Here is a 24,484-nt window from a genome sequence, read left to right as displayed (position 1 = left end):
ATTAACGTACCTTCAGCGTTGCCAGGCCAATCAGCACCAGCATCAGCGAAATAATCCAGAAGCGCACGATGACGCGCGGCTCCGGCCAGCCTTTCAATTCATAGTGATGGTGAATCGGTGCCATGCGGAAAATGCGTTGACCGCGCAGCTTGAACGATCCCACCTGAAGAATGACCGACAGCGTTTCCACAACAAACACACCGCCCATAATTAGCAGCAAGAATTCCTGACGCAGCAGCACTGCGATGGTGCCGAGTGCGCCACCCAATGCTAAAGAGCCGACATCGCCCATGAACACTTGCGCAGGATAGGTGTTAAACCACAAGAATCCGAGGCCCGCCCCGACGATTGCGGTACAGACAATCACCAGCTCGCCCGCGTGACGTAAATAAGGAATGTGCAGATACTCTGCGAACTTGACGTTACCGGTCGCCCACGCCACCAGCGCAAAACCAGCCGCCACGAAAACGGTAGGCATAATAGCCAGGCCATCGAGGCCATCCGTTAGGTTTACGGCATTACCGGTTCCGACAATCACGAAGTAAGCCAGTACCACGTAGAACAGGCCCAACTGCGGCATCACATCTTTAAAGAACGGCACCACCAGTTGTGTTGCAGGTGTGTCTTTACCCGCAATAAACAGCGCGAAAGCAACAGCAAGGGAAATCACAGACATCCAGAAATACTTCCAGCGCGCGATCAAGCCTTTGGTGTCTTTGCGCACCACTTTGCGATAGTCATCAACAAAGCCGATGATGCCAAAACCCACCAGCACCACCAGAACACACCAGACATACGGATTCGACGGATAGGCCCACATCAGCACCGAAATAGTGATAGAGGTGAGGATCATCACGCCGCCCATGGTTGGCGTGCCGCGTTTGCTGAAGTGCGATTCTGGGCCGTCGTTACGCACCACCTGGCCGATCTGCAGTTTCTGCAGCCAGGCAATTAGACGCGGGCCCATCCACAGAGAAATGAACAAAGCGGTCAGCAGGCTGACAATGGCGCGAAACGTCAGATACGAGAAGACGTTAAAGCCGGAATAAAATGCGACCAGATGTTCGGCCAGCCAGACTAGCATGTTCCTTTCTCCTGTAAGCTCTGTACTACCTGCTCCATGGCGGCACTACGTGAACCTTTAACCAAAATAGTGATGTCCTGATGTTCGGACAGCAATGTGCGTAAACGTTCAGTCAATGCGGTTTTAGTGGCGAAATGCTCGCCTTTACCGCTGCTTTCACCAATCAGTTGACTCAACGTTCCCGTACTCAACACGCAATCAATGCCTGCGGCTTTAGCCGCATCGCCGACCTGCCGATGACATAGTTCAGCTTCATCACCCAATTCCGCCATATCACCGACCACCATGACGCGATAACCCGGCATATCGCCCAGCACCTGCGCGGCGGCAGTCATTGATCCGACATTGGCGTTGTAGCTGTCATCCAGCAGCAGTTGATTCTCCGCCAGACGAATCGGGAACAATCTACCAGGAACAGGCTGCAAGGTTTTAAGGCCAGTTTGAATCGCAGTCAGCGGCACATCTACGGACAACGCTAGCGCTGCAGATGCTAACGCATTCGCGATGTTATGCCGGCCCGGCAGCGGCAATTCCACAGCGATATCGCCGCGTGGCGTATGCAGCGTGAACCGCGTGGCATCTGCTCGCAGTACGATTTCACTGGCGCGGAACTCTGCATCAGCCATGGGCTGCGGCGAGAAGCGCCACAGCGTTTTATCGACAAACTGTGATTGCCAGTTGGCAAGATCGTTGCTGTCAGCGTTGACGATAGCGGTGCCGTGTACCGGCAAGCCGCCAAATATTTCGCCTTTCGCTTTTGCCACACCTGCCAGCGAACCAAAGCCTTCAAGATGGGCTGCGGCAAGGTTATTCACCAGCGCGGTTTCCGGGCGAACCATATCTGTGGTGTAAGCAATTTCGCCCTGATGGTTAGCACCCAGCTCAATCACTGCGTAAGCATGTTCTTTGGTAAGACGCAGCAGCGTCATCGGCACGCCGAAGTCATTGTTCAGATTGCCCGCGGTATAGAGTGTTTCGCCACACTGGCGCAAAATCGCGGCGGTCATCTCTTTAACCGAGGTTTTACCAGATGAACCGGTCAGCGCCACTACGCGTGCTTTCGCCTGCTGGCGCACCCACGCGGCGAGTTGTCCAAAGGCAATGCGCGTATCAGCGACCACCACCTGCGGTACAGAAATCGGCAGCAGCTTGCTGACCAGCAGCGCCTGTGCACCGTTGGCCATGGCGTCGCTGGCGAAATCGTGGGCATCAAAACGTTCACCCACCAGCGCCACAAACAGGCTGCCGGAGGTCACTTTGCGTGTATCGGTGGTGACATCAGAAATGGTTAAATCTGCGCCATGCAGCTGTCCGCCGCTGATGTCTGCCAGCGTTTTGAGAGAAACAGGAATCATGCCATCACCCCCAACAAACGGGCGACGGTGTCGCGATCGGAGTAATCTAAACGGCGATTGCCAATGATTTGATAATCTTCATGGCCTTTTCCTGCGACCAACACGATGTCATCCGGGCTGGCTTGCATAACTGCGTTGGTTACCGCCTGCGCACGCCCTGAAACCACGCGCGCGCGGCCCGGATCGAGCAGACCGGTAAGGATGTCATTCACAATCGCCATCGGCTCTTCGCTGCGCGGGTTATCGTCGGTAATCACCACGATGTCGGAGAATTGCTCAGCAATCGCGCCCATCAGAGGACGTTTGCCTTTATCACGATCGCCGCCGCAGCCAAACACACACCACAGCTGACCTTTACAGTGCAGACGTGCCGCTTCCAGCGCTTTTTCCAGCGCATCTGGCGTGTGAGCATAATCGACAACCACCGTGGGTTTTTCTGACGCGGTGAACACTTCCATGCGGCCACAAACCGGCTGTAGCTGCGGTGCAGTTGCCACCAGCGCATCAAGCGGATAATCCAGCACCAGCAGCGTACCAAGCGCCAGCAACAAGTTGCTCACGTTGAAAGCGCCCATCAGGCGGCTATCAAATTCGCCGTTGCCCCAGCTGGAGCTAAATTGAATATGTGCACCGCCGTCGTGATAATTCACCGCCGTGGCTTTGAGCCAGCGGCCATGACAGCCAGATGGTAAATTGTCGTCCATGGTGACTGCCACGGCATCGGGCAAGTTAGCCAGCCAGCGACGCCCAACGTCATCATCAGCATTGATGATCGCTTCAGCGACCTGATGCTCAGAGAACAGTAACCATTTTGCCGATTCATAGCTCTGCATATCACCGTGGTAATCAAGGTGATCGCGGCTCAGGTTAGTAAATACCGCAGCCGCAAACGGCAATGCTGCGACGCGATGCTGCACCAAACCGTGAGAGGAAACTTCCATTGCCGCCAGGGTTGCGCCCTGTCCGACCAGATCATTCAGGACATGCTGCACATCCACCGCAGAACCTGTGGTGTTTTCCGTTGCCACCAGTTGACCGTAAAGGCCATTGCCCACCGTGCCCATTACTGCACCGGTTTCACCCAGCAGATTAGCCCATTGCGCCATCAACTGAGTGGTGGTGGTTTTACCGTTGGTGCCAGTGACACCAATTAATTTCAGTTTGCTGGCAGGCTGCTGATAGAAGCGTCCGGCTAATGCAGAGAGGCGCTGCTGCAACTGCGCCAGATAGATAACCGGGACGCCATGCATCTCGCGGATATCTCCATCGCTGGCCTCACCTTCGGCTTCGGCAATTACTGCCGCAACGCCTTGAGCGATAGCCTGCGGAATAAAACGACGTCCATCAGCATGATGGCCCGCCACGGCGATAAACAGATCGCCAGAAGCCGCAGCGCGGCTATCTAGTGTCATGTCACGGAGTGGACGCGCCGGCGCACCCGGCACCCACGGTGCCAGTAAGTCGCGCAGGTTACGATCTGTCACTTGATCCCTCACTTCTATTCTTTACCAACTCGTTTTTATCAACTGTCGGCAGCGCATCAGGTTCGATATTCATGGTACGCAACACGCCGCCCATGATGGCGCCAAACACCGGTGCTGAAACCGCACCACCATAATATTTACCGGCCTGGGGATCGTTGATCACCACCACCAGCGCAAAACGAGGACGGCTGGCAGGCGCAACGCCTGCGGTATAAGCAATGTATTTGTTGACGTAACGTCCGTCCGGCCCAACTTTCTTGGCGGTACCGGTTTTAATGGCAATGCGATAGCCTTTGATAGCGGCTTTAACCCCACCACCGCCTGGCAACGCAACGCTCTCCATCATGTGCATCACCGTTTTCACCAGGTCTTCCTGAAAAACGCGCTCACCCGCCACTGGCGGGTCAACTTTGGTGATGGACAGCGGGCGATTGACGCCGTAACTGCCAATGGTTGCGTAGACTCGCGCTAACTGTAACGGCGTTACCATTAGCCCGTAGCCGAAAGAGAAGGTGGCCCTCTCTATGTCAGACCACCGTTGTTTTTGAGGGTATAAGCCACTACTTTCCCCGACCAGCCCCAAATTGGTCGGTTTACCCAGTCCAAAGCGCGCGTAAGTATCTACAAGTGCTGAGGAGGGCATCGCTAACGCCAAACGTGAAACCCCGACGTTACTCGACTTCTGTAAAACCCCGGTAAGGGTCAATTCGTTGTAACGCGCCACGTCTTTGATCTCATGACCATTAACGCGGTACGGCACGGTATTCAGTACGCTGTTTTCTTTCACTACACCGCGCTGCAGCGCCGTCATCACCACCATCGGTTTTACGGTAGAGCCCGGCTCGAAGATGTCAGTAATCGCGCGGTTACGCATCACGTCCTTCGGCGTGTTGCTGAGATTATTGGGGTTATAAGCGGGGCTATTCGCCATCGCCAGCACTTCACCGGTGTTCACATCCACCAACACTGCCGTGCCCGATTCCGCTTTGTTGAACGCCACGGCGTTATTCAGCTCGCGATATACCAGTGCCTGCAAACGTTCATCAATACTCAGCGTCAGGTTATGCGCCGCACGACTGTCCACGGAGGAAATGTCTTCGATGACGCGGCCGTTGCGGTCTTTACGCACGGTACGTTCGCCCGGTGCGCCGGTCAGCCATTTGTCGAAGCTTTTTTCGATGCCTTCGATACCTTGACCATCGATATTGGTGAAGCCAATCAGGTGCGCAGTGACCTGGCCTGCTGGATAATAGCGGCGCGACTCTTCACGTAAGTAGATGCCCGGCAGTTTGAGTTTTTTTACATACTCGCCAATCGCCGGGTTGACCTGACGCGCCAGATAAATAAAACGCCCTTTTGGGTTGGCGTTGACGCGTGCTGCCAGCTGATCAAGCGGAATCGATAACGCATCCGACAGTGCTTTCCAGCGACTATCCAGCGACACGCCGCCGTGCTCAGCGAGCTCTTTCGGATCGGCCCAAATCGCATTCACCGGCACACTCACCGCCAGCGGACGACCTGCACGATCGCTGATCATGCCGCGCGCGGTGGGAACTGATTGAACGCGCAGCGAACGCAAATCGCCCTCTTTCACCAGCTTGTCAGGGTTGATCACCTGCAACCACGCTACGCGTGAAAGCAGTCCGCCCAGCGCCAGTAAAATGCACCCGCACAGTAACGCAAAGCGCCAGCTTACAAAGCTGGCCTTATTTTCTTGTTTTTTTATCTTCAGCGTTTTGCCTGCGCCACTCATTAAGTTCTGCGATTCCTTATTTCTGCACCACAATATTTTCCTGTGAAGGATCAACATGCTGCATTTGCAGTTTATCGGTTGCTATACGCTCTACGCGGCTATGATCGCCAAGAGCGTTCTCTTCAAGAATCAGGTTGCGCCATTCGATATCGAGCGCATCACGCTCCAGCACCAGTTGCTCACGCTGCGCCGTTAGCAGGCGCGTCTTATGCGTGGTGGTCACGACAATTACCGAAGACACCAGCACCGCGATCAGCAGCAACAGCGGGATCTTGCCAAATCGCAGCAAGTCCCCACCGATAACACCAGGTAAGCTGTGGCGCTCGTTGCCAATCATGAAGCCGTTCTCTCCGCGATACGCAACACCGAACTGCGCGCACGTGGGTTTTCGTTCACTTCGGCTTCACCTGGAATCAGCTTGCCCAGCGTTTTCAGTTCACGACCGCCTAACGCTTTGAGCTGCGACTCCGTCATCGGAATGCCGGCTGGCACCTGTGGACCACGGCTCTGATCGCGCATAAAACGCTTCACTAAGCGATCTTCCAGTGAGTGGAAGCTGATGATCGACAACCTGCCGCCAGGCGCGAGAACCGACAATGCCCCTTTCAGCGCGGTATCGATCTCTTCCAGTTCGCTGTTAATCCAGATGCGGATCGCCTGGAAAGTACGCGTTGCCGGGTGCTTAAATTTGTCTTTGACTGGCATCGCGGCGGCAATCACCGTCGCCAGCTCTTTGGTACGCGTCATCGGCTGCTCGCGATTGCGTTCGACGATGGCGCGCGCAATACGTTTACCAAAACGCTCTTCGCCGTAGGTTTTGATCACGAAAGCGATATCCGCCTCTTCCGCGCTCATTAGCCATTCAGCAGCCGATTGCCCGCGCGTTGGGTCCATACGCATATCCAGCGGCCCATCACGCATAAAGGAGAAGCCACGTTCGGCATCATCCAGCTGCGGTGAAGAGACGCCCAGATCGAGTAGAACGCCATCGATCTTGCCGGTCAGACCGCGCTCTTCGACGTATTCTGCCAGCGCCGAAAACGGCCCGTGGACGATCGAGAAACGAGGATCGTTTATCTCAGCGGCTGCGGCTATCGCTTGCGGATCGCGATCAATCGCTATCAGTTGCCCTTTCTCGCCAAGCTGCGAAAGGATTAAGCGCGAGTGACCGCCGCGACCAAAAGTGCCATCGATATAAATGCCGTCTTCCCTGATATTGAGGCCGTTTACCGCCTCATCCAGCAGCACTGTGGTGTGTTTGAAATTTTCCTGCATAGCTATAGCGACAAGTCCTGCAACCGCTCAGATAAAGGCTCCTGAGCCGACTGTTCTGTGTCAATATCGTCCTTAACTTGTTGATACCAGGTCTGTTCATCCCACAGCTCAAACTTATTGAACTGTCCAACCAGCATCACTTCTTTGGTCAGGCCGGCATGTTGTCTTAGCGTGTTCGCCAGCAACAAACGGCCCGCATTATCCATCTGACACTCACTAGCATGTCCTAACAGCAATCGCTGCACGCGACGCTCGGCTGGATTCATGCTGGATAAGCGAGACAGCTTTTTTTCAATGATTTCCCATTCGGGCAAGGTGTAAAGCAGCAGGCATGGTTGGTGGAGGTCAATGGTGCATACCATTTGCCCCTGAGACTCTGCGACAAGCAATTCGCGATAGCGTGTTGGTACGGCTAATCGCCCTTTACTGTCGAGATTGACTAACGTTGCTCCACGGAACATGCCAGCCTTACCCCTCAATCACCCGTTTTCACCACTTTATCCCACTTTTTACCACGAAACGAGTTTACGGAGCCGATGAAATCCTTGTCAAGCCGCAACGGCAAGTGAATATCACTATTTACATGGAGTGAAATTAATCGGAGAAGGGAATAAATCCACATTAAATGGCAAAATAAATAATTAACCTGATGAATAGTTGAATAAAATTTTTCGCAATGTGAAAAATGGCGAAAAATAAAGCGCTTTTGCAATGAAATATATTTACCCTGCAATCTGCGACAGGGGCTGCATTTTAGGGGATTTCTGAAAAGAAGCCTAGCGACTTCACGCCAGCTCTGCTGCGCCTTGCTGATGAACATGTAAACAATTAAGAAAAGTCAGGAAGGTTAAATTGTTAGCTGGAGTGGCGATAATTTACGCTTTTTTACGCCATGAGCTTAAGAGGAATTATTTGCAGAGTAAATTAGATGTGGGCAGCTAACCGCCCACTCGTTCATTTTGGGCGGCGGCTTAATTGTCCGCGGCGGAATAAATTACGGCGAATACGGGTTAAACCCGGCTTTGGTTTACGCGGTTCATCTAATGATGCTAATACCAGTTCCAGCACCCGTTCAGCCACATCGCGATGACGCTGACCCACCGCTAATACTGGGCACTCAAGAAAATCCAGCAATTCATGGTCGCCAAAGGTGGCAATCGCCAGGTCAGTTGGTAAACGACCATCGCGCTTCAGCGTAATGTCCATCACGCCCTGTAGCAGGCCAAATGATGTGGTAAATAACGCTTCTGGCATCGGATGCTCTTCAAGGTACTTTTCAAACAGTGTTGCGGCGGCGGCACGATCAAAGCTATTACAGTAGATGTAGTCGATCGGGCGTTCATCTCCTTTCCATGCGTCTCGGAAGCCCAGTTCACGCAGGAAACTTACCGACAATTCCGGCAGCGCGCCAAGGAACAGTACATTCTTCACCGGTAGCTGCCGCAATTCAGCCGCCAGCGCCTGCGCGTCATCCTGATCGGCGCCAACCACGCTGGTAAAATGCTCACGATCTAGCGCACGGTCCAGCGCGATAATCGGTAAAGGATCGTTAATCCAACGCTGATAGAACGGATGTTCTGGCGGTAATGAAGTAGAAACGATGATGGCATCGACCTGACGCTGCAACAGATGCTCGATACAGCGCATTTCGTTATCTGGCTGATCTTCCGAGCAGGCAATCAGCAGCTGATAGCCGCGCTGACGCGCCTGACGCTCCAGATAATTAGCAATCCGCGTGTAACTGGTGTTTTCCAGATCAGGGATCACCAGACCAATTGAACGTGTGCGTCCGGCACGCAGCCCGGCAGCAACGGCATTAGGGTGATAATTGTGTTCACGCACCACCGCCATGACTTTTTCGACGGTTTTTTCGCTGACACGATACTGCCGCGCTTTGCCATTAATTACATAGCTGGCCGTGGTACGCGACACGCCTGCCAGGCGCGCAATTTCATCCAGTTTCACGGTGACACCTTAATTCTGATAAGCCAGCGCTGGCGAAAATATCCGCAGAGTAGCTATGGGTAAAACATTTGTAACATCTAACCGCAGAAAACTACGCCGAGCAACCGCTTTTCTCTCGCATCCTGGATAAGTGCATAAAATAAAAAAACCCGGCATTTCGCCGGGTTAGAATCAGATGAAATCGTGACTTTAGGTGATTAACGCATAACGCGATCGCCACGCGAGACGCCAACGATTCCTGAGCGCGCCACTTCAACAATTTCTGCTACGTCACGCACGGTATTGAGAAACGCGTCGAGTTTATCGCTGGTGCCAGCCAGCTGAACCGTGTAAAGCGTTGACGTGACATCGATGATCTGACCACGGAAAATTTCCGCGCTGCGCTTTACTTCTTCACGGCCGTAACCGCTGGCCTGGATTTTCACTAGCATGATCTCGCGCTCAACATAAGCGCCCTGCCCCAGCTCGCTGACACGTAGCACATCAACCAATTTGTGCAGTTGCTTCTCTATCTGCTCCAGCACTTTCGCGTCGCCGACCGTCTGAATGGTCATACGTGACAAGGTGGGATCATCGGTTGGGGCCACCGTCAGGCTTTCGATGTTGTAGCCACGTTGAGAGAATAGCCCCACTACGCGGGACAATGCGCCGGATTCGTTTTCCAGCAGAACTGATAATACACGACGCATAATTAAGTCCTCTCCGTTTTGCTCAACCACATCTCATCCATCGAACCACCCCTAATTTGCATCGGGTAAACGTGCTCACTGCCGTCAATATTTACATCCACGAACACCAAACGGCCTTTCGCCAGCGTGTCCAGCGCCAACTGGAGCTTCTCTTCCAGTTCTGCAGGATGCTGGATCGCAATACCAACGTGGCCATATGCCTCGGCCAGACGAACAAAGTCAGGCAGTGACTGCATGTAGGATTGCGAGTGACGGCCAGAGTAAATCATGTCCTGCCACTGTTTAACCATGCCAAGGAAGCCGTTGTTGAGGTTCAGCACCAGCACCGGCAAATCGTATTGCAGCGCGGTCGACAGCTCCTGAATGTTCATCTGAATACTGCCATCGCCGGTCACGCAGATAACCGTCTCATCCGGCAATGCCATCTTCACACCCAGCGCAGCAGGCAGGCCGAAGCCCATGGTGCCTAAGCCGCCGGAGTTGATCCAACGACGCGGCTTATCGAACTGGTAGTAAAGAGCGGCAAACATCTGATGCTGACCGACGTCAGACGTGACGTAAGCTTCGCCTTTGGTCAGACGACAAATGGTTTCGATCACCGCCTGTGGCTTGATTTTGTCACTGGTGCGATCAAATTCCAGGCACTTGCGGCCACGCCAGCCCTCAATGGTCTGCCACCAGTCTCGTAAGCTATCGAGTTCCTGCTTTGCATCGCTCTGCGACAGCAGCTCGAGCATCTGAGCCAGCGTCTGCTTCGCATCACCGACGATCGGAATGTCCGCGCTGACGGTTTTGGAGATCGAGGTCGGATCAACGTCGATATGCATAATGGTGGCGTTCGGGCAGTACTTTGCCAGATTATTGGTGGTGCGATCGTCAAAGCGCACACCAATACCGAAAATCAGATCGGCGTTGTGCATGGTCATGTTGGCTTCGTACGTGCCGTGCATGCCAAGCATACCAACGCTCTGACGGTGCGTGCCAGGGAAGACACCCAAGCCCATCAGCGACATGGTCACCGGAATGTTCAGTTGTTCTGCCAGCTGCAACAGTTCTGCTTCGCAGCCTGACATAATCGCCCCGCCGCCCGCGTAGATTACCGGCTTATGTGCCGCCAACAGCGTCTGCAGCGCGCGCTTAATCTGGCCTTTATGGCCCTGGATGGTCGGATTGTAAGAGCGCATGCTCACGGTTTCCGGCCAGACGTATGGCAATTTGTTGGCTGGATTCAGAATATCTTTTGGCAGATCGATCACTACCGGACCCGGACGACCGCTCGCCGCCAGCCAGAAGGCCTTTTTCAGCACCGTTGGGATCTCTTCGGTGTTTTTCACCAGGAAGCTGTGCTTCACTACCGGACGCGAGATGCCAACCATGTCGCATTCCTGAAATGCATCGTAACCAATCAGCGAAGAAGGCACCTGACCCGACAGAATCACCAGTGGAATGGAATCCATGTAGGCGGTTGCAATGCCGGTAATGGCGTTCGTGGCACCCGGACCGGAGGTCACAAGTACAACACCGACTTCGCCAGTCGCGCGCGCCAGGCCATCAGCCATGTGCACTGCACCTTGTTCATGACGGACCAATACATGGTCAATCCCACCGACCGTTTGCAGCGCATCATAAATATCGAGCACTGCTCCGCCCGGATAGCCGAATACCTGCTTAACGCCCTGATCGATTAACGAACGGACGACCATTTCGGCTCCTGACAACATCTCCATTTTCTGCCTCCAGGCTTGAGGGACTGAATCCACTGAAGTTCGCGTTTCCCGCACGCCACTGATATCCGGCCCCCGATCGCCAATTAAGATCAAAACCTTATGTTTATGCTCAGAAGACGGCGTTCATTTCCGCCTTCCAGGTACAGGGAATCTACTTGAGTTAATTCTTTTAAGAGTAGGTCGATTACCATAACCGCAGACAACCCGAGCTGCAAACGCCAGGATGCTAGCGCGAGTCTGAACCGGCAATAAAGGCACTGATGCGTGATTATCGCCTGGGAGGATTAAACTAATCCTTAGTCATAACCGCAGAGGAATATGCTGGTTTAGAGATTATTTGCAGCGTGTTCTGAGAAATATGATTTTCATATTGCCTGACCACTCAGTCCACAATCTTTTGTGATAATTATTTTCTGGCGGGATTATCTATAAACAGGCTTAATCACATCATATTACTCTACACAACAAGTCTTATCTTGTTTTATACACCCTGAAGAATTCTGATTTAAAATAATAACTATCAATAACTTAAAATAAATTCTACTTTCCAGGTAATTTTCTAGTCCGCCGAATTTACTCATTCCGTCAATAATTAATGTCAATGCTCTGCTCTGCCGAAAAATCGCAGCAGATCGCCCTCTTGGTTTTGTAGAAATACCCTTGCAGTTAAGGTTGACTTCACGCGTCGATTGCAGTACCAATATGTGCAGCACATAATTTACGAGGTTTGATTCATGTTTCATTCTTTCCGCCTACTCGGTCTACTACTAAACGCATCCAGTTTGCGCGGTAGACTCGTGGGCGGAATCAGTAACTGATTCGAACCTACTGAAGTTTAAGAAACCCGCGCCAATGCGCGGGTTTTTTTATGCTCGTAGCACCGGCAACGTTAATGCATAAGGAAGATTACGATGAGCCAGCAAGTTATTATTTTCGATACCACTCTGCGTGACGGCGAACAGGCTTTACAGGCCAGCCTGAGTGTTAAAGAAAAACTGCAGATCGCTCTGGCGTTGGAACGTATGGGCGTGGATGTGATGGAAGTGGGATTCCCCGTTTCTTCTCCCGGCGATTTTGAATCCGTACAGACCATCGCGCGTACCATCAAAAACAGTCGCGTTTGTGGACTGGCACGCTGCGTTGAGAAGGACATTGACGCTGCATACGAATCACTGCGTGTTGCTGAAGCATTTCGTATTCACACCTTCATCGCCACTTCACCGATGCACATCGCCACTAAACTCCGCAGCACGTTGCCTGAAGTAATTGAACGCGCGGTACATATGATCAAACGCGCCCGCAACTACACCGATGACGTAGAATTCTCCTGTGAAGATGGTGGCCGTACCCCAATCGATGATCTGTGCCGCATGGTTGAAGCCGCTATCAATGCCGGTGCGACCACCATCAACATTCCAGACACCGTTGGCTACACCTTGCCAGGCGAATATGCCAACATCATCGGCCAGTTGGTGGCTCGCGTTCCGAATATCGATAAAGCCATTCTCTCTGTTCATACCCATGACGATTTGGGTATGGCGACCGGTAATGCCATCGCCGCGGTATTGGCCGGTGCGCGTCAGGTAGAAGGTACCTTGAACGGTTTAGGCGAGCGCGCCGGTAACTGCGCGCTGGAAGAAGTGATCATGGCGATTAAAACCCGTCAGCAGATTATGAACGTGCACACCAATATCAATCATCAGGAAATCTACCGCACCAGCCAAACCGTGAGTCAAATCTGCAACATGCCGATTCCGGCCAACAAAGCGGTGGTCGGTTCCAACGCCTTCGCCCACTCTTCGGGTATTCACCAGGATGGCGTGCTGAAAAACCGCGAAAACTACGAAATCCTGACGCCAGAATCCATTGGCCTGCACAAAATCCAGCTGAACCTGACCTCACGTTCTGGTCGTGCCGCCGTTAAACATCGCATGGAAGAGATGGGCTACAAAGAGTCAGATTACAACCTCGACACCTTGTACGACGCCTTCCTGAAGCTGGCCGATAAGAAAGGTCAGGTATTCGATTACGACCTGGAAGCCTTAGCCTTTATCAACAAACAGAACGAAGAGCCAGAATACTTCCAGCTGAACGAATTTAACGTGCAGACCGGTTCCAGCGTGACCGCCACTGCATCGGTGCAGTTGGGCTGCGGTGAAGAGACCAAAGCCGATGCAGCAACCGGTAACGGTCCAGTTGATGCCGTTTATCAGGCCATCAATCGCATTACCGGTTTTGAAGCCGAACTGATCAATTACAAGTTGACTGCAAAAGGCCACGGCGAGAACGCGTTGGGCCAGGTAGATATCGTGGTTCATTACAACGGTCGTAAATTCCACGGCGTGGGCCTGGCGACCGATATCGTCGAATCATCAGCTAAAGCGATGGTGAACGCGTTGAACAATATTTGGCGTGCTAAGCAGGTGGAAAAAGAACTGCAGCGTAAATTTAAAGATCAGAAGGAAACGGTGTAACTATGTCTAAGTCTTCTCATATCGCGGTATTACCAGGCGACGGAATTGGTCCGGAAGTGATGGCGCAGGCCATGAAAGTTCTCGACGCAATTCGTACGCGTTTCGACATGCGTATCACCACCAGCGAATATGATGTTGGCGGTATCGCCATCGATCGTCATGGTGAACCATTGCCACCGGCTACTGTTGCCGGCGCAGAACAAGCGGATGCGATTCTGTTTGGTTCGGTAGGTGGTCCAAAATGGGAACATCTGCCACCCGCTCAGCAGCCAGAGCGCGGTGCGTTGCTGCCGCTGCGTAAGCACTTCAAGCTGTTCAGCAACCTGCGTCCCGCTGCGCTGTATAAAGGCCTGGAAGCGTTCTGCCCGCTGCGTAGTGATATCGCCGAGCGTGGTTTCGATATCCTGTGCGTGCGTGAACTGACTGGCGGCATCTACTTCGGTCAGCCGAAAGGCCGTGAAGGCAGCGGCCCGCATGAGCGCGCCTTTGACACCGAGGTTTATCACCGCTTTGAAATCGAGCGCATTGCCCGCATCGCCTTTGAATCTGCCCGCAAACGTCGCAACATCGTCACCTCTATCGATAAAGCGAACGTTTTGCAGACGTCAGTCATGTGGCGCGAGATTGTGAACGAAGTGGCAAAAGACTACCCGGATGTGCAACTGAGCCACATGTACATCGATAACGCCACCATGCAGCTGATTAAAGATCCATCACAGTTTGACGTGCTGCTGTGTTCTAACCTGTTTGGCGACATCCTGTCTGACGAATGCGCCATGATTACCGGTTCAATGGGCTTGCTGCCGTCAGCCAGTCTTAATGAAGAAGGTTTCGGCCTGTTTGAGCCTGCGGGCGGATCGGCACCGGATATCGCGGGTCAGAACATTGCCAACCCGATTGCGCAGATTCTGTCGCTCTCGCTGCTGCTGCGTTACAGCCTGAATGCGGATGACGCTGCCGCTAGCATTGAACGCGCCGTGAGCCGCGCGTTGGAAGCGGGTTATCGCACCCGTGATTTAGCCGGTGACGGCAAAGCCGTAAGCACAGATGAAATGGGCAGCATCATTGCCGGTTTTATCGCCGAGGAAAAATAATAAAATGAAAAGCTTATACCAGAAGTTATTTGATGCACATGTCGTCAACGAAACGTCAAATGAAACGCCGTTACTGTATATCGATCGCCATTTGATTCATGAAGTCACGTCACCGCAGGCCTTTGATGGCCTGCGTGCACACGGCCGCAAAGTGCGTCAGCCGTCGAAAACCTTCGCCACCATGGATCACAACGTTTCCACTCAGACCAAAGACATCAATGCGTCGGGTGAGATGGCACGTATTCAGATGCAGGAGCTGATGAAGAACTGTGCTGAGTTCGGCATTCAGCTGTATGACCTGAATCATCCGTTCCAGGGCATCGTGCATGTGATTGGGCCGGAGCAAGGTATGACGTTGCCGGGTATGACCATCGTCTGCGGCGATTCCCACACGGCCACCCACGGCGCATTTGGTTCACTGGCATTCGGTATCGGTACTTCCGAAGTTGAGCATGTGTTTGCCACGCAAACCCTGAAACAGGGCCGTGCGAAGACCATGAAAATTGAAGTGCTGGGTGAAGCTGCGCCGGGCATTACCGCCAAAGACATCGTGTTGGCGATCATCGGTAAAACCGGCAGTGCGGGTGGTACCGGTCACGTTGTCGAGTTTTGTGGCCCCGCAATTGAAGCGCTGAGCATGGAAGGCCGCATGACGCTGTGTAACATGGCGATTGAAATGGGTGCCAAAGCGGGCCTGGTTGCGCCGGATGACACCACATTCAACTACCTGAAAGACAAGCAGTTTGCGCCGAAAGGCGAGCAGTGGGAACAAGCCGTTGCTTACTGGCGCACATTGAAATCAGACAACGATGCCAAATTCGACAGCATCGTCACGCTGCACGCGGAAGATATTGCACCGCAAGTGACCTGGGGCACCAACCCAGGCCAGGTGATGGCGGTGGATCAGGCGATTCCGAATCCACAATCGTTTGCCGATCCGGTTGAGCGCGCCTCGGCGGAAAAAGCGCTGGCTTACATGGATCTGCAGCCCGGTATCAAATTGACTGATGTGGCGATCGATAAAGTGTTTATCGGCTCCTGCACCAACTCACGCATCGAAGATCTGCGTGCCGCAGCCGCCATTGCTAAAGGTCGCAAAGTGGCGCCAGGTGTAGTGGCGATGGTGGTGCCAGGTTCTGGTCCGGTGAAAGCACAAGCCGAAGCCGAAGGTCTGGACAAAATCTTCCTTGAAGCCGGTTTTGAATGGCGTTTGCCAGGCTGCTCGATGTGTCTGGCGATGAACAATGATCGTCTGAACCCGGGCGAACGCTGCGCATCAACCAGCAACCGTAACTTTGAAGGTCGTCAGGGCCGTGGCGGACGCACGCACCTGGTGAGCCCGGCGATGGCCGCTGCCGCCGCCGTAACCGGTCGCTTTGCCGACATTCGTGAATTGACTCAGGGAGCTTAAGCCATGGCGAACAAATTTACTCAACACACCGGCATTGTCGCGCCATTGGATGCCGCCAACGTCGACACCGATGCCATCATTCCGAAGCAGTTTTTGCAGAAAGTGACGCGTACCGGTTTTGGCGCGCATCTTTTCCACGACTGGCGTTTCGATGACGATGCTGGCACCAAGCCAACCGCCAGCTTCGTGCTCAACAAACCCGAATTCAAAGGCACCAGCATTTTGCTGGCGCGCGAGAACTTCGGCTGCGGCTCTTCACGTGAGCATGCGCCGTGGGCGCTGACCGACTTCGGTTTCCATGTGGTGATCGCGCCAAGCTTCGCCGACATCTTCTATGGCAATAGCTTCAACAATCAGTTGCTGCCAGTGAAGCTGAGCGATGAAGAAGTGGATGAGATGTTCAAACTGGTTGCCGCACAGCCGGGCGTCACCTTCACGGTGGATCTGGAAGCGCAGACGGTGAGCGCGGGCGATAAAACCTACAGTTTCGAAATCGACAGCTTCCGCCGTCACTGCATGATCAACGGCCTCGACAGCATTGGCTTGACGCTGCAACACGAAGCGTCAATTACCCGCTACGAGACCAATCAGCCCGCGTTTTTACGCTAAGGCACTAAGGGCGACATGCTGTCGCCCTTCTCTTTTCTATCTATCCACAACATCTCTCACGCGTGACGCCAATCCCAACGCCAACACTGCAAGTCCCAACGCCAGCCAGTAAACCGACTCATGACCAAAGCGCTCGCTCATGGTGCCCTGAATGATGCCGGCGATAATCATGCCGGTGGAAATCGAGGTGGTGAACAGCGTCGTCGCCGCGCCCGCACGTCCGGGCATTAAATCCTGGAACCACAACATGCCAATCCCGGCGATGATGCCGATAAACGCGGCGTTAAACAGTTGCAGCACCATCAACGCTGTGCGCGACTGGAACATGACCAGTCCGAAATAAAACACAATTCCCGCCACCAGCGCCAGCAGCATCAGTTTGCGTTTGCCGGTACGCCGCGCGTAATGCCCTGCCAGCAGCATGATCGGAATCTCCAGCCCGGCGGCGGTGCCCATTAATAACCCCGCCAGCTTCTCCGGCAGGCCAAGTGTGGTGCTGATATACAGAGGCATATCAATAATATACATGGTGTTGCACGCCCACATGGTGACAGAGGCGATAAAAAGCAGCCGCACCTGGCTATCCTTCCACGGGCTAAGCTGCGTTAGCACCTCTTCAGGCGATGCCACCACGCGTGGCACCGATGGCAAGGTGCGCCAGATCAGTAGCATACTCAGCAGAAAGATTCCCGCCGCAACGCAAAACAGCGTCACAAAGCCATAGTTGAGCGCCAGTGCGAACGACAGCGGCGGCCCAATCACCCACGCCAGTGACAACTGCGCACGCATCACCGAGCTGAACATCACCACTTCACGCGCCGACTGATCGGCATATTCACGCGCGAGGGCGAACACCTGCGGAATCGACACGCTAGCCAGCGCAGACAAAAACACCCCCAGCGTCACCAGCGTTAAATAGTGGCGATTGAAGGCAAACAGCAGCGCATTCAGCGTTGCCATCAGGCAGCAGAACAGGATCAGGTTGCGGCGATCGCCCTTATTATCGGAGCGTTTCGCCATCAGCAGGCTGATCACGATTCCCGCTATCGCATTGATGGTAAAGAACAAGCCCACCCAGAACGGGCTCACCTGTACTTCGCGCGTCAGGAACAGGCTCAGCGTCGGTGCCTGTAATGCACCGGCCACGCCGGTCATAAACGACACAGCCATAAATGAGAGATAGACCGGATTGACGCGGCGTTGGCGCGTTAACAGCGATTTCATGCAGAAATCCCTTTGCGGTTAAAAATGGGTAGAGAAAAGAGGGTAGAAGATTCTACAGCAAAACGAAAAAAGCCAGCAGATAAAGCGCTGCTGGCGGTGAAAATGCACCCTACTCAGAAAAGGTTCCACATTGGCGGAACCGCTGTTAGAGCGCCATTCATTGCTGAATGCCTCCCGCTCTTCCATTGCCGGGCAGTATGCCTCTAATATGAGGCAGGAAAAACTGAGCGATTCTGAGAAGGAGTTCCCCTTTTATGTCCTCTGCACGTCTGCAACAGCAATTCATCCGCTTATGGCAAAGCTGCCAGGGCCAGGATCAGGAAACGACCTTGAACGCGTTGGCCGAACGGCTGCATTGCTCGCGTCGGCATATGCGTAACCTGCTCAACGCCATGCAAGGTGAAGGCTGGCTGATTTGGCAAGCGGAAGCGGGACGTGGCAAGCGCTCAATGCTGAGTTTCTGCTACACCGGCTTGGCACTCCAGCAACAGCGTGCCGAGGATCTGCTGGAGCAGGATCGTATCGATCAGCTAGTACAGTTAGTGGGCGATAAAAATCAGGTGCGCCAGATGATCGCGGCACATTTAGGCCGTAGCTTTCGGCAAGGCAAACACATCCTGCGCGTGCTTTATTATCGTCCGCTGCCTAATCTACTGCCCGGTTCGCCGCTGCGCCGTTCAGAAACCCATCTGGCGAGGCAAATTTTCAACGGTCTGATGCGTATAAATGAGGAAAAGGGGGAAATCGAGCCCGATATTGCGCATCACTGGCAGCAAACCTCACCGCTGCACTGGCGCTTCTTTCTACGCCCGGCGATTCGTTTTCACCATGGCCGTGAACTGGAGATTGACGATGTCATTGCCTCACTGGAACGCGTGCGCAGCCAGCCGCTGTTTTCACATATCGAAAAGCTGCATTCGCCCGCGCCCTGGACGCTGGATATCCATCTTAGTCAGCCCGACGATTGGTTACCATGGCTGCTGGCAAGCGTCAGCGCGATGATCCTACCGCGCGAATGGCCGACCCTACGTCAGTTTTCTCGCCAGCCGATTGGCACCGGGCCTTACAGCGTGGAGCGTAATCAGCAGACACAGCTGAGAATTGCCGCCTTTGATGACTATTTTGGCTATCGCGCGCTGATTGATGATGTGTCGATTTGGGTGCTACCCGAGATCAGCGATGAACTGGTGTATGCCGGGGTAAAACTGCAGGGCGAAACCGCGGATGAAAAATCGGAAGAGAGTCGACTGGAAGAAGGCTGTTATTTTCTGCTGTTCGATCAGCGTTCTGCCTTGGGCCGCGACGCGCATTTCCGCCGCTGGGTGAGCTATCTGTTCAACCCCATCGCCTTATTAAATCATGCTGGCGTTGGCTATCAGCGTTACTGGTTCCCGGCCTATGGCCTGCTGCCGCGCTGGCACCATCGCCGCGATCTCACACCTGCCGACAAACCGGCAGGATTAACCCAACTAACGCTGAGTTGGTATAGCCATCACGTCGAGCATGAAGGCATCGCCAACGCGTTGCGCCCGCTGCTGGCACAGCACGGTGTGGAGTTAATCACGCGGGAGGTGAGCTACGAAGTGTGGTTTGAAGGCAAAAGCGAAAGTGACATTTGGCTAGGCAGCGTCAACTTTACCCTGCCGCTTGAGTACGCGCTATTCGCCCAACTGTTCGAGCTACCGCTGATGCATCACTGCATCCCGATTGACTGGCAAGGCGATGCGGCGCGCTGGCGGCAGAAAGATTTACCCCTTGCTGAATGGAGCAAACAATTGATCGACAGCGACTATCTGCACCCTCTTTTTCATCATTGGCTGCTGCTGGAAGGTCAACGCAGTATGCGGGGCGTGCGACTGAATACACTCGGCTGGTTTGATTTCAAATCGGCCTGGTTTGCACCGCCGGAGCTGTAAATAGGTGACCATAAATGGCGACCCTACGTTTAAAGAACGCGGTTTCGTAGGGTACGCATTCATGCACACCGAGCAGAATGGAACAAGACTTCCGGCCCATGATCCTTTCACGCTGTCCTATAAATGACTAGAATGAGCCGTTCTCAACGGGGTGCCTTGATGTCAGGGCTGAGAGAAACCCGTCGAACCTGATCCGGCTAATACCGGCGTAGGGATTTGAGATGTATCACTCCTCAGATCCTTTGCGACTCAACTTATCTTCTCCTCAAGGAGCGCAAAGTGTTAAACAAAGTTCTGCCTGTGTTGCTGCTGGTTGCTGTACCGGCTTTCGCAGCCAAACCGATTCTGACCGTTTACACCTACGATTCATTCTCTGCCGATTGGGGTCCCGGCCCGGCGGTGAAAAAAGCCTTCGAAGCGCAGTGCGACTGCGAGCTGAAGTACGTGGCGCTGGAAGATGGCGTGTCACTGCTCAATCGCGTGCGCATGGAAGGCAAAAACAGCAAAGCCGATGTGGTGCTGGGACTGGATAACAATCTGGTGCAGGCGGCAGAGAAAACCGGCCTGTTTGCTAAAAGCAGCGTCGATACACACGCTTTGCAGCTGCCGGATGGCTGGCATAACGACACCTTCATCCCGTTCGACTATGGCTACTTTGCCTTCGTCTACGATAAAAACAAGCTGAAGAATCCGCCCAAAAGCCTAAAAGAACTGGTCGAAAGCCCGGAAAAATGGCGCGTGATCTATGAAGATCCACGTACCAGCACGCCGGGCCTTGGCCTGTTGCTGTGGATGCAGAAAGTCTATGGCGAGAACGCGCCTGACGCATGGCAGAAGCTGGCACAAAAAACCGTTACCGTCACCAAAGGCTGGAGCGAAGCTTACGGCCTGTTCCTGAAAGGCGAAGGCGATCTGGTGTTGAGTTACACCACGTCTCCGGCTTATCACATCATCGAAGAGAAGAAAGAGAACTACGCCGCGGCCGAATTCAGCGAAGGCCACTATTTGCAGGTGGAAGTTGCCGCACAACTCGCCAGCAGTAAACAGCCCAAGCTGGCGCAGCAGTTCATGCAGTTTATGGTTTCTCCTGCCTTCCAGCAGACCATTCCCACCGGCAACTGGATGTATCCCGTCATCAAAAGCGATCTCCCTGCCGGTTATCAAGCGCTACAGGTGCCCGCTAAAGCGTTGCAATTCACGCCAGCCGACGTGGCCAACCATCGCGCCGCATGGATCAGCGCATGGCAACGCGCCGTTAGCCGCTAATGCCAGGTTGGTTAATTCCCGGTTCGCTCACCGCGCTATTGCTGTGCGCGGTAGCGCTGCTGGCGTTTGGCGCCTTGGTGATGGTTGCACCGGCCACCGACTGGCGCGCGCTGCTCGACGACAGCTATCTGCATCATGTGCTGCTGTTCTCGTTTGAGCAGGCGTTGCTCTCAGCGCTGCTGTCGGTGCTGCCCGCGATTCTGCTGGCACGCGCGCTCTATCGTCGCCGTTTCCCTGGCCGCAATCTGTTGCTGCGCCTGTGCGCCATGACGCTGGTGCTACCGGTGCTGGTGGCGGTGTTTGGCTTGCTTAGCGTTTACGGTCGCAGCGGCTGGCTGGCGCAACTGTGCGCGGCCCTCGGCTTTGACTACCACTTTTCGCCGTACGGCCTGCAGGGCATTCTACTGGCGCACGTCTTCTTTAACCTGCCGCTGGCGACGCGCCTGCTGTTGCAAGCGCTGGAGAGCATTCCCGGCGAGCAGCGGCAAGTCGCCGCCCAACTTGGCCTGCGCGGCTGGAATCTATTTCGTTTGCTGGAGTGGCCGTGGCTACGCCGTCAGATTTTGCCCACAGCGGCGCTGATCTTTATGCTCTGTTTCGCCAGCTTCGCCACGGTGCTGGCGTTGGGCGGCGGTCCGCAGGCCACCACGCTGGAACTGGCAATCTATCAGGCGCTGAATTTCGATTACGATCCAGGTCGCGCGGCGCTACTGGCATTGTTACAGCTCGGCTGCTGCTTGCTACTGGTATTGCTGAGCCAGCGCTTTAGCAAAGCCATTCCCACTGGCAGCCAAAGCATTCGTGGCTGGCGCGATCCGCAGGATTCATGGCATGCGCGCGTTGCCGATACTGTATTGATTAGCCTGGCGCTGCTGCTGCTATTACCACCGCTGGCGGCGGTGGTGGTGGATGGTTTGCGCGGCGGCGTCGCCGGTGCGCTACAACAAGCGGCGCTCTGGCAAGCCACCTTTACCTCGCTGCGTATCGCCGTGGGTGCCGGGGTGCTCTGTGTGGTGCTGACCATGATGCTGCTCTGGAGCAGTCGCGAACTGCGTCAGCGGCAGAATATGATCGCCGCGCAGGCGATGGAGATGAGCGGCATGCTGATTCTGGCGATGCCGGGCATCGTGCTAGCGAGCGGTTTCTTCCTGCTGTTCAACGCCACCATCGGGCTGCCACAGCGCGCCGATGGCTTGGTGATCTTCACCAACGCATTGATTGCCATTCCCTATGCCATGAAAGTGCTGGAGAATCCGATGCGTGATATCAGCGCCCGATACAGCCAGCTGTGTTCCTCACTCGGCATCGCGGGTTTCAACCGCTTGCGACTGATTGAACTGCGCGCGCTGAAACGCCCACTTGCTCAAGCGCTGGCGTTTGCCTGCGTATTGTCGATCGGTGATTTCGGCGTTGTCGCGCTGTTTGGCAGCGCCGATTTCCGCACGCTGCCTTTCTATCTGTTCCAGCAGATTGGCGCCTATCGCGGCGCGGACGGTGCCGTCACCGCGCTGCTGCTACTGTTACTCTGCTTGCTCCTCTTTACGCTGATGGAAAAATTACCGGGCCGCCATGCTGACACTGAATAACCTCACTTACCTTTATCAGCATCTGCCGATGCGCTTCAGTTTTACGGCGCAGGCGGGTGAACGTCTGGCGATCCTCGGCCCCAGCGGCGCAGGCAAAAGCACCTTGCTGAGCCTGATTGGCGGCTTTTTGCCGATCAATCAAGGCGCGCTGGTGATGAACGGCGTGGATCATACGCACAGCGTGCCATCAGCGCGGCCGGTGTCGATGCTGTTTCAGGAGAACAATCTTTTTCCGCATCTGACGGTGCAGCAAAACATGGCGTTGGGTTTACATCCGGGCCTGAAACTGACGCGCGATCAGCAGCAGCAGCTGGCCGACATCGCAGAACAAACCGGCCTGCAGCCGATGCTAGCGCGTTTGCCGGGTCAGCTCTCCGGCGGTCAGCGTCAGCGCGTGGCGTTGGCGCGTTGCCTGTTGCGCAATCAGCCGATTTTACTGCTGGATGAGCCCTTCTCCGCGCTCGATCCGGCGCTGCGTGGTGAGATGCTCCAGTTGGTGCGTTCGGTGTGCGAAAGCCGCAACATCACCTTGTTGATGGTGTCGCATAGCCTGGAAGATGCGCAACAGATTGCGGCGCGCAGTTTGGTGATCGTTGATGGGCGCATTTACTGGGATGGCAGCACGGAGAGTTTAATGCGGGGCGAAAGTGAAGCAGCCGCCATCCTTGGCGTGCAACGTCGTTAAGCGAAGAATACTTTCCCTAACAGCTGGCGGAAGATCGGCATCATCGGATGGAATTGGATGGCGATAAACGCGCCCAGACCGATCGTCGCCATTAACGGTGCCAGCCAGCGCAGGCGCGCGGTCGGCAGATATTTCGTTGCCCAATCAACGGTTTTCCCGCTGCGCCACCAGCGCCACAGTAACCAGCCACCGAGCCACAGCAGCAGCGCCACCAACAGCAGTAACCATTTAAAGTTGCCGCCCTGTGCCGCCTGCGGCACATCAATCGCCACGCCCGCCAAAATGCCCGGCATCAAATACGCTGGCGGCCAAAGAATACAGCCGATCAGATTAGGTGGCAGGAATTTGCGCACCGGCAGTTCCAGCATACCTGCCGCTAACGGAATCAGCGGACGCGTTGGCCCAACAAAACGGCCGACCAGAATGGTGAACATGCTGTGCTGGTGCAGTGCATGCTCGGTTTTATCCAGCAAACCCTGGTACTTTTTCAGATATTTCCAGCGATGCAGCGGCCCCTGAAACTTCCAGCCGATGCCGTAAGAGACCCAATCGCCGATTAAACAACCCACGAATCCGGCCGCCCACGCGGGATAAAGACCAATTTGTCCACTGCCAACCAGCGCCCCAAGGCTGGCCATTAATACCGTGCCCGGCAACAGCAATCCCACGAAGGCCAGCGACTCAAGGAAGGTCACCAGCGCCACGGCGATCAGCGCGTACTCCAGCGATTGCGAAAACAGGTGTTGAATCCAGGCTTCCATAAATATCCTCTGCGGAATATAGAGGCTGGATTGTCCAGAGCATACCTACAGGCGTCAAGGCAAGAATTGTAGAACGATGTTGACAAAGTGGTGGCAATCTCGCCTGCTGAGACACTGTATAAACAT

At 54.4% G+C, this 24,484-nt stretch carries 21 protein-coding genes and 1 riboswitch; of the genes, 9 read left to right on the top strand and 12 right to left on the bottom strand.

Annotated elements, in window-relative coordinates; all coding sequences use genetic code 11:
* Nucleotide 1: 1 nt before the first annotated feature.
* The 10 genes from mraY to ilvI all read right to left on the bottom strand — a co-directional run bounded on the left by mraY (nucleotide 2) and on the right by ilvI (nucleotide 11,332).
* A complete protein-coding gene (gene mraY, locus ACRQ84_RS18505; RefSeq protein WP_007888613.1) occupies nucleotides 2–1,084 on the bottom strand; it encodes a phospho-N-acetylmuramoyl-pentapeptide-transferase in 1,083 nt (360 codons plus the stop codon).
* On the bottom strand, nucleotides 1,078–2,439 hold the full coding sequence (gene murF / locus ACRQ84_RS18500) for a UDP-N-acetylmuramoyl-tripeptide--D-alanyl-D-alanine ligase (RefSeq protein ID WP_483816805.1): 1,362 nt from the start codon (nucleotides 2,437–2,439) through the stop codon (nucleotides 1,078–1,080). Before murF ends, mraY begins: the two co-directional genes overlap by 7 nt.
* Entirely contained in the window at nucleotides 2,436–3,923 is a 1,488-nt protein-coding gene (gene murE, locus ACRQ84_RS18495) for a UDP-N-acetylmuramoyl-L-alanyl-D-glutamate--2,6-diaminopimelate ligase (protein ID WP_483816804.1), read from the bottom strand. Before murE ends, murF begins: the two co-directional genes overlap by 4 nt.
* Nucleotides 3,910–5,676: a peptidoglycan glycosyltransferase FtsI gene (locus tag ACRQ84_RS18490; RefSeq protein WP_483816803.1), complete on the bottom strand. Its 1,767-nt coding sequence runs from the start codon at nucleotides 5,674–5,676 to the stop codon at nucleotides 3,910–3,912. Before ACRQ84_RS18490 ends, murE begins: the two co-directional genes overlap by 14 nt.
* A gap of 16 nt (nucleotides 5,677–5,692) precedes the next feature.
* The gene (gene ftsL / locus ACRQ84_RS18485) at nucleotides 5,693–6,013 is read right to left on the bottom strand and encodes a cell division protein FtsL (RefSeq protein ID WP_008108617.1); all 321 of its coding nucleotides are present in this window, start codon (nucleotides 6,011–6,013) and stop codon (nucleotides 5,693–5,695) included.
* Nucleotides 6,010–6,951 carry a 16S rRNA (cytosine(1402)-N(4))-methyltransferase RsmH gene (gene rsmH / locus ACRQ84_RS18480; protein WP_008108618.1) on the bottom strand — a complete coding sequence of 314 codons (942 nt, stop codon included), beginning with the start codon at nucleotides 6,949–6,951 and terminating at the stop codon, nucleotides 6,010–6,012. Before rsmH ends, ftsL begins: the two co-directional genes overlap by 4 nt.
* 2 nt (nucleotides 6,952–6,953) lie before the next feature.
* Entirely contained in the window at nucleotides 6,954–7,412 is a 459-nt protein-coding gene (gene mraZ, locus ACRQ84_RS18475; protein WP_007885013.1) for a division/cell wall cluster transcriptional repressor MraZ, read from the bottom strand.
* A 493-nt stretch (nucleotides 7,413–7,905) separates the two neighbouring features.
* A complete protein-coding gene (gene cra, locus ACRQ84_RS18470) occupies nucleotides 7,906–8,916 on the bottom strand; it encodes a catabolite repressor/activator (protein WP_483816802.1) in 1,011 nt (336 codons plus the stop codon).
* A 197-nt stretch (nucleotides 8,917–9,113) separates the two neighbouring features.
* Nucleotides 9,114–9,605 (bottom strand): acetolactate synthase small subunit, encoded by a 492-nt coding sequence (ilvN, locus tag ACRQ84_RS18465; protein ID WP_064737588.1) that lies wholly within the window; start codon nucleotides 9,603–9,605, stop codon nucleotides 9,114–9,116.
* A gap of 2 nt (nucleotides 9,606–9,607) precedes the next feature.
* A complete protein-coding gene (gene ilvI, locus ACRQ84_RS18460) occupies nucleotides 9,608–11,332 on the bottom strand; it encodes an acetolactate synthase 3 large subunit (RefSeq protein WP_483816801.1) in 1,725 nt (574 codons plus the stop codon).
* A gap of 734 nt (nucleotides 11,333–12,066) precedes the next feature.
* Between ilvI and leuL the strand changes: the two genes are divergently transcribed.
* From leuL to leuD, 5 genes are all read left to right on the top strand, one after another.
* Nucleotides 12,067–12,150, top strand: coding sequence for a leu operon leader peptide (gene leuL / locus ACRQ84_RS18455; RefSeq protein WP_155726360.1), 84 nt, complete (start codon nucleotides 12,067–12,069; stop codon nucleotides 12,148–12,150).
* Between the two features lie 93 nt (nucleotides 12,151–12,243).
* On the top strand, nucleotides 12,244–13,806 hold the full coding sequence (leuA, locus tag ACRQ84_RS18450; protein ID WP_064737590.1) for a 2-isopropylmalate synthase: 1,563 nt from the start codon (nucleotides 12,244–12,246) through the stop codon (nucleotides 13,804–13,806).
* Nucleotides 13,807–13,808: 2 nt separating this feature from the next.
* Nucleotides 13,809–14,900: a 3-isopropylmalate dehydrogenase gene (gene leuB / locus ACRQ84_RS18445; protein ID WP_007885003.1), complete on the top strand. Its 1,092-nt coding sequence runs from the start codon at nucleotides 13,809–13,811 to the stop codon at nucleotides 14,898–14,900.
* A 4-nt stretch (nucleotides 14,901–14,904) separates the two neighbouring features.
* Nucleotides 14,905–16,311 (top strand): 3-isopropylmalate dehydratase large subunit, encoded by a 1,407-nt coding sequence (leuC, locus tag ACRQ84_RS18440; protein ID WP_064737591.1) that lies wholly within the window; start codon nucleotides 14,905–14,907, stop codon nucleotides 16,309–16,311.
* A 3-nt stretch (nucleotides 16,312–16,314) separates the two neighbouring features.
* Nucleotides 16,315–16,920: a 3-isopropylmalate dehydratase small subunit gene (leuD, locus tag ACRQ84_RS18435; protein WP_064737592.1), complete on the top strand. Its 606-nt coding sequence runs from the start codon at nucleotides 16,315–16,317 to the stop codon at nucleotides 16,918–16,920.
* Between the two features lie 36 nt (nucleotides 16,921–16,956).
* Here leuD and ACRQ84_RS18430 read toward each other — a convergent pair whose 3' ends face one another.
* On the bottom strand, nucleotides 16,957–18,144 hold the full coding sequence (locus ACRQ84_RS18430) for an MFS transporter (protein ID WP_483816800.1): 1,188 nt from the start codon (nucleotides 18,142–18,144) through the stop codon (nucleotides 16,957–16,959).
* Nucleotides 18,145–18,398: 254 nt separating this feature from the next.
* Here ACRQ84_RS18430 and sgrR point away from each other — a divergent pair, with 254 nt between their 5' ends.
* The 4 genes from sgrR to thiQ all read left to right on the top strand — a co-directional run bounded on the left by sgrR (nucleotide 18,399) and on the right by thiQ (nucleotide 23,597).
* Nucleotides 18,399–20,060, top strand: a complete 1,662-nt coding sequence (gene sgrR / locus ACRQ84_RS18425) for an HTH-type transcriptional regulator SgrR (RefSeq protein WP_483816799.1) — start codon at nucleotides 18,399–18,401, stop codon at nucleotides 20,058–20,060.
* Nucleotides 20,061–20,197: 137 nt separating this feature from the next.
* Nucleotides 20,198–20,293: riboswitch (TPP riboswitch) on the top strand.
* Nucleotides 20,294–20,339: 46 nt separating this feature from the next.
* Nucleotides 20,340–21,326: a thiamine ABC transporter substrate binding subunit gene (thiB, locus tag ACRQ84_RS18420; protein ID WP_483816798.1), complete on the top strand. Its 987-nt coding sequence runs from the start codon at nucleotides 20,340–20,342 to the stop codon at nucleotides 21,324–21,326.
* On the top strand, nucleotides 21,326–22,912 hold the full coding sequence (thiP, locus tag ACRQ84_RS18415; protein ID WP_483816797.1) for a thiamine/thiamine pyrophosphate ABC transporter permease ThiP: 1,587 nt from the start codon (nucleotides 21,326–21,328) through the stop codon (nucleotides 22,910–22,912). The genes thiB and thiP overlap by 1 nt, the downstream gene beginning before the upstream one ends.
* Complete coding sequence (thiQ, locus tag ACRQ84_RS18410) at nucleotides 22,896–23,597, top strand: thiamine ABC transporter ATP-binding protein ThiQ (RefSeq protein WP_483816796.1); 702 nt, start codon at nucleotides 22,896–22,898, stop codon at nucleotides 23,595–23,597. The genes thiP and thiQ overlap by 17 nt, the downstream gene beginning before the upstream one ends.
* On the opposite strand, the gene ACRQ84_RS18405 is transcribed toward thiQ, so the two are convergent.
* A complete protein-coding gene (locus tag ACRQ84_RS18405; RefSeq protein WP_064737598.1) occupies nucleotides 23,594–24,358 on the bottom strand; it encodes a DedA family protein in 765 nt (254 codons plus the stop codon). The two genes, thiQ and ACRQ84_RS18405, sit on opposite strands and share 4 nt — an antisense overlap.
* Nucleotides 24,359–24,484: the final 126 nt, after the last annotated feature.

The organism is Pantoea sp. E2023-21 (assembly GCF_051302795.1).
Taxonomy (GTDB): domain Bacteria; phylum Pseudomonadota; class Gammaproteobacteria; order Enterobacterales; family Enterobacteriaceae; genus Pantoea; species Pantoea ludwigii_A.
The sequence above is the reverse complement of the archived record's forward strand: the minus strand, read 5'-3'. Positions and strand labels throughout refer to the sequence as shown.